The 8452-nt window shown below is 55.3% G+C and carries 9 protein-coding genes and 1 pseudogene; 6 read left to right on the forward strand and 4 right to left on the reverse strand.

The window, feature by feature from the left end:
• A pseudogene (locus RT018_RS03980) lies at positions 1-343 on the reverse strand (hypothetical protein); the annotation flags it as partial.
• A gap of 234 nt (positions 344-577) precedes the next feature.
• On the opposite strand from RT018_RS03980, the gene RT018_RS03985 reads away from it, so the two are divergent.
• Positions 578-1186, forward strand: a complete 609-nt coding sequence (locus tag RT018_RS03985; protein WP_312939496.1) for a single-stranded DNA-binding protein — start codon at positions 578-580, stop codon at positions 1184-1186.
• Between the two features lie 244 nt (positions 1187-1430).
• On the opposite strand, the gene RT018_RS03990 is transcribed toward RT018_RS03985, so the two are convergent.
• Positions 1431-2699, reverse strand: a complete 1269-nt coding sequence (locus tag RT018_RS03990) for a HAMP domain-containing methyl-accepting chemotaxis protein (RefSeq protein WP_312939497.1) — start codon at positions 2697-2699, stop codon at positions 1431-1433.
• Between the two features lie 351 nt (positions 2700-3050).
• On the opposite strand from RT018_RS03990, the gene RT018_RS03995 reads away from it, so the two are divergent.
• From RT018_RS03995 to rpsR, 5 genes are all read left to right on the forward strand, one after another.
• On the forward strand, positions 3051-4001 hold the full coding sequence (locus RT018_RS03995; RefSeq protein ID WP_312939499.1) for a substrate-binding domain-containing protein: 951 nt from the start codon (positions 3051-3053) through the stop codon (positions 3999-4001).
• A complete protein-coding gene (locus RT018_RS04000) occupies positions 3998-5107 on the forward strand; it encodes a hypothetical protein (protein WP_312939500.1) in 1110 nt (369 codons plus the stop codon). Before RT018_RS03995 ends, RT018_RS04000 begins: the two co-directional genes overlap by 4 nt.
• A gap of 164 nt (positions 5108-5271) precedes the next feature.
• Positions 5272-5568 carry a 30S ribosomal protein S6 gene (gene rpsF / locus RT018_RS04005; protein ID WP_312939503.1) on the forward strand — a complete coding sequence of 99 codons (297 nt, stop codon included), beginning with the start codon at positions 5272-5274 and terminating at the stop codon, positions 5566-5568.
• 12 nt (positions 5569-5580) lie between these two features.
• Positions 5581-6033 (forward strand): single-stranded DNA-binding protein, encoded by a 453-nt coding sequence (locus tag RT018_RS04010; protein ID WP_293008563.1) that lies wholly within the window; start codon positions 5581-5583, stop codon positions 6031-6033.
• Between the two features lie 40 nt (positions 6034-6073).
• Positions 6074-6328: a 30S ribosomal protein S18 gene (rpsR, locus tag RT018_RS04015; RefSeq protein ID WP_293008565.1), complete on the forward strand. Its 255-nt coding sequence runs from the start codon at positions 6074-6076 to the stop codon at positions 6326-6328.
• 322 nt (positions 6329-6650) lie between these two features.
• Here the strand turns inward: rpsR and RT018_RS04020 are convergent, their stop codons facing one another.
• Together RT018_RS04020 and RT018_RS04025 are read right to left on the reverse strand one after the other, a co-directional pair.
• Positions 6651-7820, reverse strand: a complete 1170-nt coding sequence (locus tag RT018_RS04020) for a hypothetical protein (protein WP_312939506.1) — start codon at positions 7818-7820, stop codon at positions 6651-6653.
• Positions 7813-8325, reverse strand: coding sequence for a sigma-70 family RNA polymerase sigma factor (locus RT018_RS04025; protein ID WP_312939604.1), 513 nt, complete (start codon positions 8323-8325; stop codon positions 7813-7815). Before RT018_RS04025 ends, RT018_RS04020 begins: the two co-directional genes overlap by 8 nt.
• Positions 8326-8452: the final 127 nt, after the last annotated feature.

The following is an 8452-nucleotide window of genomic DNA, read 5'->3' on the forward strand; positions in this document are numbered from 1 at the left end:
TAAGAGCAGCAAACTGTTCCCGCCGCACCTCGTCCAGATGTTCCTCGCAGCAGCTCAGGAGCAAATCCTGAAACCGGACGCAGTCACTCATCTTCTTTAGCATATCCGGAATCTTTTCCGGCAGCAGCACGCTTGTCCTTAACTCTTTTTCCCGGCGCTTATCAAAAAATTGCTCCACCGCCTCACGCAGTGGCACTCCTCCCTTCTCGTCCACGCCGGGGACGATTCCCCGAAAGTCGGCATAGGCCAACTCCGAAAAAATTAGGCTGTCAACTTCATTGAAGGGCGCCTGAATAAAGGTTAAATCCCCCCTCCAGTTAAGATAGTCCATTAAATTTGCCATGGAACGCGCCTCCTCCTGTTTGCTCTTCTTTATTATATGCGAATTCCTCCGTTTGAAAAGAAAAATTTTCCGGTCTATTTCAAGCAGGCCTGTCATAGGCTGTACCACATTGCGAGTGTCTGCCTGTCCGTGCACAAAAGTGCGGAACTCCGGGTGGCACAGGTTATTGCGATGGGATACGGTCGGCGGCGCGCCGGCTCGATCCCGTCATCTTTACGGACAGAGGTGTACGACATGGAACAAACCAGAAACGAAGTGGAGCTGTGCGGCACGGTGGCCGCCCCTCCCGGCTTTTCCCATGAAAACCACGGCGTCAGCTTTTACTGTGTTCCCCTCCAAGTGGAGCGTCTTTCAGGTCAGTCGGACACGCTCCCCGTCCTTGTGCGTGCCCCTCTGCCGCCTTGCCTTGCTGAGGGTGTAAGCGTACATGTGCTGGGGCAGCTCCGCTCCTTCAACAACAAAAGCGGCTGCGGCAGCCGTTTGGTACTGACAGTTTACGCCACATCCGTGGAGCCATGGAGCGGAAAACCGGTCAACCGCGTTCTTCTGACTGGAACGCTGTGCAAGCCCCCCATTCTTCGCCGCACGCCCCTTGGCCGCAGTATCTGCGACGTAATGCTGGCGGTGGGCCGGAGATACAGCCGGGCCGACTATCTGCCTGTGATCGTCTGGGGTCAATTGGCCCAGAGTGTCAGCCGCCGAAAGGTGGGCGAGCCGCTGGGCGTGGAGGGTCGGTTTCAAAGCCGCATCTACACAAAAGTCGTGGAAGGCGTCCCTCAGCAAAGGACGGCCTACGAGGTTTCTGTGATGCATTTGACCGACGAACCGGAAGAAGAACCCTGAACTCTGCAGTCTTACATAACCGGACCACAAATAACCTAAGAATTTCTGTGAGCCCTTTTAAAGGACTTTGTCTCACGCAGATTTAAAACTTTTGTAACAAACTTTGCTTTTTCGCTTAATATCTGACCGGTATTATCATACTTGCAAGGGACAAAACTTTTTTCATCAATCTTCCAAAAGGACGGACCGGACGCCGCAAGGCGCCCGGTCCATTCTGTTTATATGTGTTTTGTGAGATAAGGCGTCAATTAATCCTTAGCTTAAAGGTCTGCACCAGTGCCTTCAACTCTTCCGCTTGTTGATAGAGGGTAACGGTTGAGGTAGAGCTTTCCCCCGTCGCAGCGGAGTTGGCCTGCACTGCGGCAGATACCAGCCCGATTTCGTCGTTAATTGCAGATACGCCCGCGGCCTGCTCCGCCGCCGCGTTCGCAATTTTTTCCGCCAGATCGGCCACCTCGCGGATGCCGTCCACAATTTTATGGAACGCATCCGCCGTTTCCCGGGCAATCCGGGTGCCGTGCTCAATCCGCTGAACAGAGTCCTTCACCATGTCGGCAGTCTCCTGCGCAGCCTTGGCGGAGCGTGCTGCCAGATTACGCACCTCGTCCGCCACCACGGCAAAGCCCTTGCCGTACTGTCCGGCCCGCGCAGCTTCCACCGAGGCGTTCAGCGACAAGATATTGGTCTGAAACGCGATGGTTTCAATCGCCTTCATCACGCCGGAAATGTTTGTGGAAGAAACTCCGATCTCGTCCATGGCCTCCAGCATCTCGCTCATGCGACCACTGCCGTCCTCGGCGTCTAGGCTGACCTTGTTTGCCCGCGTGCGGGCCTTCGCGGCGTGCTGTGCGCTCAGGTCAATATTGGATTTTACCTGCTCCACCGCCGACGCCAGCTCCTGAAGGGAACCAGCCTGACGGCTGGAGCCCTCGGCAAGGCGCGTTCCGGCCTCCGAAATTTGCCCGGCCTCCACGGCAATTTCGCCGGAAGCTGCCCGGATGCGGGAGAGCACCCGGCTGTTGTTTTCCGCAATGTGATTCAGCGCAATTCCCAGCACATCCTTGTCCGAGTTCAGCGCCACCTGTGCGGTCAAATCCCCCTTGGCAATCGTCTCAGCGGCCAGCGCCTGCCGTCTGGTGCTCTCCACCATGGTCTTGAAAGCCTGCATAAGCCTGCCAATCTCGTCGTTGGTGAGAACCATCACGTTGGCCGACGTGTCTCCCAAAGAAAGCTGGGTGGCAATGCCATTCAGGATTTTTAGCGGTCGGGTCATGCTATGCTCAAGCCGACGGCACGCAAACACGCTCAGGACAACCGAAAGAGCTGCCAGTGCCGCTACTCCGCCGGAAAAGCCCGCCAGAAAACCCGTTGAAACACTGCCCGCGGTATGTAGGCGCGCCATCACTGCCACACTGATCATCGTAATCACGAGCGTAACCAGATTGACCGCTCCAAATCCTAATATTAACCGCTGATGAAGCGCCATCGAATTCTGTTTTTCCCGGTTTTCCATGCAGCTTCCCCTCCCATTATCAAATCTTCACCCATTATATCGTTATTTCGTAACAAAAGCTACAATAATTTTCCAAATCATATAAATTTTTTTCTTTCCTCAAACAAAAAGTTTTTCACGACCATATTTTATTCGATTATAAAAATAAACGGCTTTAATTTATGAAGCAATTTTTCTTCCGACTGCAAATCTGGAAATTCGTTACCAATTTGAAACGATTTGTTGCCACATTTTTGTGCATTCCCAATACTTCGTGTCTACAATGGCTTTAGAATGGATAGTTTTACCTTTACCATCCAGTTCGCAGAAATCCGGCGCGGCCGGCGCCGAAGTATGAAAGGAAGTTTCACGATGAAAAACCGCCTTGTCTCTTTGTTCCTGCTTGCCGCCGTTCTGGCGCTTTCTGCCTGCGGCGCCCCCGGTGCATTCTCCGATCCCTCCGCGTCCACGCCTTCTTCCTCGGCGGCGGCTCAGGTGAATCCGTTCGTCTTTACCCGGGAAAACTTCCCCAACCTGGACGGTTCCACCTCCACCGTTCCCCTGGCGCAGGCTATCGCCAGCGTGCTTTTGGGCGAGACGCGCGAGGAAACAAGCGACTTGTTTCACTTTTCAAAAACCACCCAGTCCTATCGCACGCTGATGTGGGGCGACGAAGACGGTGTGGATTTGCTCATTGCCGCCGAGCCACCGGAGGTCATCTGGCAGGAGAAGGAGGCACAAAGCTTCCAGTGGCAAATGGAGCCCTTCGCCATCGACGCGCTGGTGTTTGTGGTAAACGCAGACAATCCGGTGGACAGCCTTACGACTGAGCAAATCCAGCAAATCTACACCGGGAAAATCACCAACTGGTCTCAGGTGGGGGGCGATGACCTACCTATCATCCCCTTCCAGCGCAATGAGGAAGCTGGCAGCCAGACCGCCATGAACAAACTGGTGATGAAAGGCCTTCCGATGATGGAGGCCCCGGCGAATTACGTTCGGGGCGAAATGGGAGATTTGATTGAGGCCGTTGCCGCCTATGACGACTCTCCCTCCGCCATTGGCTACACCATGTACTACTATGCCAACGACATGAACATGGCGGATGGCCTGAAAATTCTGGCGGTGGACGGCGTTGTCCCCAGCGGGGACACCATTCGCAACGGCGACTATCCCTTTTTGAACAACTACTATGTGGTCTGTGGCGAGCAGCCTTCTGAAGCCACGCAGGTCCTCTATGACTGGATTCTCTCCGACGAGGGCCAGAAACTGGTAGCCCACGAGGGGTATGTCCCTGTCACCGCAACGGAGGCGGCGAAATGAGCCGCTCCCGGATTTTGGCAGGTCTATCAGCTCTGACGGTGCTGGCAGGCTGCGGTGCGCCGGGTTCCGATTCTGGGGAAAGCCCAGAGCCTGTCTCCCCGGTATATACAGATTGGTCTAAGCTCACACCCTACAAGCCTATCGCACCGAAACCTCTTTACAGTCAGTTCGCACCCTTTCAAGGCGATACCCTCACTCCACGAAGCGATTACGGCGTCCTTCTTCCCTATCAGGGAGCAACGCTGTCTGTCAACAACTATATTGCAGACAGCCTGCCCTTGTACGGTCTGGTCACCACGGATGGGCAAATTGTGACGGATCCGGTGTACGCCGACGTGTATTCCTTCTCCGGATGGTCCTTTAACCCATCCGCGCCTGCGTCCTTTTTAATTATGAATAAAGGCGACCCGCACGCCGGAACGGGCAACGGCAGAGATTCCATGGCGGGTGAATTTACCTGCATCGTATCCGCACCGGACGGGCGTTGGGTGCGAAACTTCGGTGTGGCCGGAGTTGAATACCTGGATGGCGACCGTCTAGCGGTGGTTCAGCCAGATAACTCCATTACGGTCCTGTCCGCAAACGGCAAAACCACCGCCTATTTTTCCGGCGATGTCCTCACGCCCTATCTGCGCGGCCTTGAAAATCCCTACTTTGGCTTTGAGGAAGGGCCCTATCTGTCCGCCAGAGGGGACATTCTCTTTGCCGAGGGCTATGACTCGGCGCTGAACGGCCTGCGCATTTTCTTCTATCTGAACCTTGCTGACGGCACGGTCAGTGCAGATCCACCGGAGGACTTTTCCATGGAATGGCCCGACGTAACTCAGGACGGCAGTGAAGACGGATACAACCCCATCCGGGACGCCGTAACCGGCCAGCTTTACTATTTCACCCGCGATAATTCCAACTCTGCCGCCCCCAACATGCATATTCTGGACAAGGGAAAGCAGTCTCTCCTCTCCATCAGAGACGACGATTCCATGTTTTACGAGCCTTCGATCTGGAACGGTCTGTGCGCCGCCGTGCAGGACAATGCGTTCTGTTATTACGACCTCGGTTCCGGGGAATGCGTTTTCCGCTTTCCCCGGCGCTCCAACCTTGGCTGACCTGCGCATTCACGTATGGGGCGCTTGGGAATCCAATTCGGCTGTTTTTAAATATTTCTTGACATTTGACCCCTTTCCTGTATAATAATAGGGCTTGCAGTCTGCAAGCATATCCTTGCCCCCGTCGTTGGATGGGGGCCATATGTCCAAAAGGAGGTGCAAAAATGGCAAAAATTACCGCCAATTACGAGGTCGTCTACATTATCGACCCTGCACGCAGTGAGGAAGAAACCGCCGCTCTGGTGGCGAAGTTCAAAACCCTCGCCGAGCAGAACGGCTCCAACGTGGAAGTCGAGGAGTGGGGCAGCCGCAAGCTGGCCTATCCCATCAGCTTCAAAAACGAGGGCTACTACGTGCTGATGACGTTCAACAGCCCCGCGGCTTTTCCCCGGGAGCTGGACCGTATTCTCGGCATTACGGACGGCATCATGCGTTCCCTGATCGTCTGCAAGGGCGAATAAGGGGGCAGGGCAATGCTCAATAAGATTATTCTCATGGGCCGTCTCACCCGGGACCCCGAGCTGCGCCGCACCGGCAGCGGCACCGCCGTGACTTCCTTCTCTCTGGCCGTGGATCGGGACTTCAAGTCCCAGAGCGGCGAAAAAGAGACGGATTTCATCGACATTGTCGCTTGGCGTACCACCGCCGAATTTGTAAGCAAATACTTCACCAAGGGCCGTATGGCCGTTGTGGAGGGCCGCTTGCAGCTTCGCGACTGGACCGACAAAGAGGGCGGCAAGCGCCGTTCCGCCGAGGTCGTGGCCGATAACGTGTATTTTGGGGATTCCAAGCGCGACGGAGAGTCCGGCGGCGGTTATCACGCCCCGGCCTACGGTGCGCCCGCTGGAGGACATGCTCCGGCCCCCGTGGATGCCCACTCCGATTTTGCTGAGATCGGGGAAGAAGACGGCGAACTGCCGTTCTGACCGTCTGTCAGCGCCATTTTTGTAAAAGGAGGAATTTATCATGGCTTATGATCGTGATTCCAGACCCTCTCGTCCCATGAACCGGAACAAGCGCCGCAAGGTTTGCCAGTTCTGCGCGGACAAGACGGAGTTCATCGACTATAAAGACGCCTCGAAGCTTCACCGCTTCATCTCTGAGCGGGCCAAGATTCTGCCCCGCCGCACCACCGGCACCTGCGCCATGCATCAGCGTGAGTTGACCGAGGCTATCAAGCGTGCCCGGCAGATCGCTCTGCTGCCCTACGTTACAGACTAAGATCTCAACACTTTTTGTGTCCGGGATTGATTGAATAAGCGTCATTGTCTGCGGACGATGTGACAAAAAACCGGCTTAAGCCGGTTTTTTGCATTTCGATGGACAATGTAGGTCAAAGTGGCTGAGGAATGTAATTCCTCAGCCACTTTAATTTTATAGTTACACTCATTGCGGAAATGACACATGAAGCCACAAACAGCCGAAAAGGGGGCCGCTTCCCATGGCGGACTCGGCCCGCACTTTTATCGGAAAATTTTTCGTAAACTAGACGATGAACGGAAATTTTCCGGCGCTTCGCGTCGGTTTTGGTTTTTTCCTGTTTCTATTTTGCTGCCGTCAGCTCCAGCGAATAGCCGCAGAACTGGACGGAAGCAATCTGGTCCACATTCAACGGCGCGTTGAATTCCAGCGTCACCTGCGCGCGGCTCCCGGATGCGTCGCTCCCGCTGCCCACACCGCAGAACAGCCACGGGCCATCCAGCACCCTTCCGTCCTTTAGCGTCACGGAATAGTCCGTAAAGTCAAACTCCGCTGGCGCAGGCGTTTGCGAAGAAAAATACAGGTTCATGGAAAGGGGCGAATATTGCACGCGCTCCAAAAGATACTCCGTCTCGCTGATGGTATAGTCTTCTCCAACCAGCGCCGTATGGGCGTGTTTTGCACCGTCCTCCAAGGGAATATTCAATGTCCAGTCCCCCGTGTACAGCACCGTCTCCTCTGTGTCTTGACCATTTTTCACTAGATTGTGCAGCTCCAGCGTGTAGATTCCCGCCCCGATGGTTTCCGTGCTGTTGGTGTTGAAGATCAGGCAGAACTGATTGCTTGCCAGCTCTATCCCCAGCTTATCCCCCGTGTACTGATAGCTGCTGCCGTAAACCGTGGCGTTGTCCGTGATGCTTCCATCCACGTCGCCAAGCATGACACACCACAGGACCTCCCCATTCTCGTCCTTCTCCAAAACGGTGTCCAACTGCTTGCAGGTCACCCGCAGAGCGGTCATGGACATGTAGCCGCCGGATACCGCGTCCAGCAGCTCAACGCGCAGCTCGTCCGTCTCCAAAATGACGCCCAAAGCCGCACCGTCCGTTTTGGCAAGCTGGGACATGTCGGCAACACCGGCGTCCAGCCCCAGCTCCTGCCCAAAAAAGTCGAACATGCGTGAGATAAACACCCCACCTGTCAGGGAATACGCCAGCGCCGAGCCACCCAGCAGGGCCGCCGCCGCCGCCGCAATCACCACCCGCGTCATATGCCTTCTTCTGACGCGCACCTCGCCCGGGCTTGCAAGCGCGCCGTTTTGGGAAGGCGCTTTCCGGCCCTGCAAATAGCGGCGACAATAGCCCTTTGGGTCCGCCAGCATCCGCTTGAGCCGGCGGCGCTGCCGCCAGGACATCCGGGTGGCTTCCTCGCTTTCCAGCACCTGATCCCAATCCTCCCGCAGGGCCTCCATCAAAGCCGTTGTCAGGTACTCATCCAGATTCAGATTACTCACAGACGTATCCCTCCTTTCTCATGGACTCAATCAGCATCTGCCGCCCACGGGCCACGCGCGTTTTCACCGCGCCCTCGCTGATTTGCAGCTCCCGGGCGATCTCCGCGTGACTCCACTCCGTCAAAAACCGCAGCTCCAGTACCCGGCGATATGTATCCGGCATTTTACGGATAATTTCCACCAACGCACGGAAGCCGCCCTCCTCCGCAGGCACAGCGGGTATCTGCCGCTGCACTTCCTCATCCATGGGCAAATCCCGCCTCTCCTTTCTTAAAAGGTCCACCGCGGCGTTTTTCGTCACCGTCACGACCCAATAAATCCGCCGCTCCTCCGGCACCGCCTTTAAATCGTCAAAATGTTGAATGATCTTTAAAAACGCATCGTGTACCGCATCCTCCGCTTGAGTCTGAGAGGGCAAAATCTGCCGCGCCACACGCATCATCCTATTGTAAAACTGCTGATAAACCACGTTAAACAGTTCCTGGTCGCAATCTTTGTTTATCATCGCAAAATAAATCGGTAGCAAGCTTCTCCCCCTTCCCGCGTTTTCTCTTTGCCATATAGACGTTCCAGGCGTCTGGAACGTAACAACCTAAAGAGAAAACTTTTGCCTTTTTTTCGACAATAGGCCG

Origin of the sequence: Oscillibacter sp., assembly GCF_032060045.1 — a bacterium.
Classification (GTDB): Bacteria; Bacillota; Clostridia; order Oscillospirales; family Oscillospiraceae; genus Oscillibacter.

Bases quoted from the DNA above. Each gene is read 5' to 3' on its own strand.
- RT018_RS03985 (WP_312939496.1), top strand. From the start codon at position 578: ATGGAACAAACCAGAAACGAAGTGGAGCTGTGCGGCACGGTGGCCGCC.
- RT018_RS03995 (WP_312939499.1), top strand. From the start codon at position 3,051: ATGAAAAACCGCCTTGTCTCTTTGTTCCTGCTTGCCGCCGTTCTGGCG.
- rpsF (WP_312939503.1), top strand. From the start codon at position 5,272: ATGGCAAAAATTACCGCCAATTACGAGGTCGTCTACATTATCGACCCT.
- RT018_RS04025 (WP_312939604.1), bottom strand. From the start codon at position 8,325: ATGATAAACAAAGATTGCGACCAGGAACTGTTTAACGTGGTTTATCAG.
- rpsR (WP_293008565.1), top strand. From the start codon at position 6,074: ATGGCTTATGATCGTGATTCCAGACCCTCTCGTCCCATGAACCGGAAC.
- RT018_RS03990 (WP_312939497.1), bottom strand. From the start codon at position 2,699: ATGGAAAACCGGGAAAAACAGAATTCGATGGCGCTTCATCAGCGGTTA.
- RT018_RS04000 (WP_312939500.1), top strand. From the start codon at position 3,998: ATGAGCCGCTCCCGGATTTTGGCAGGTCTATCAGCTCTGACGGTGCTG.
- RT018_RS04010 (WP_293008563.1), top strand. From the start codon at position 5,581: ATGCTCAATAAGATTATTCTCATGGGCCGTCTCACCCGGGACCCCGAG.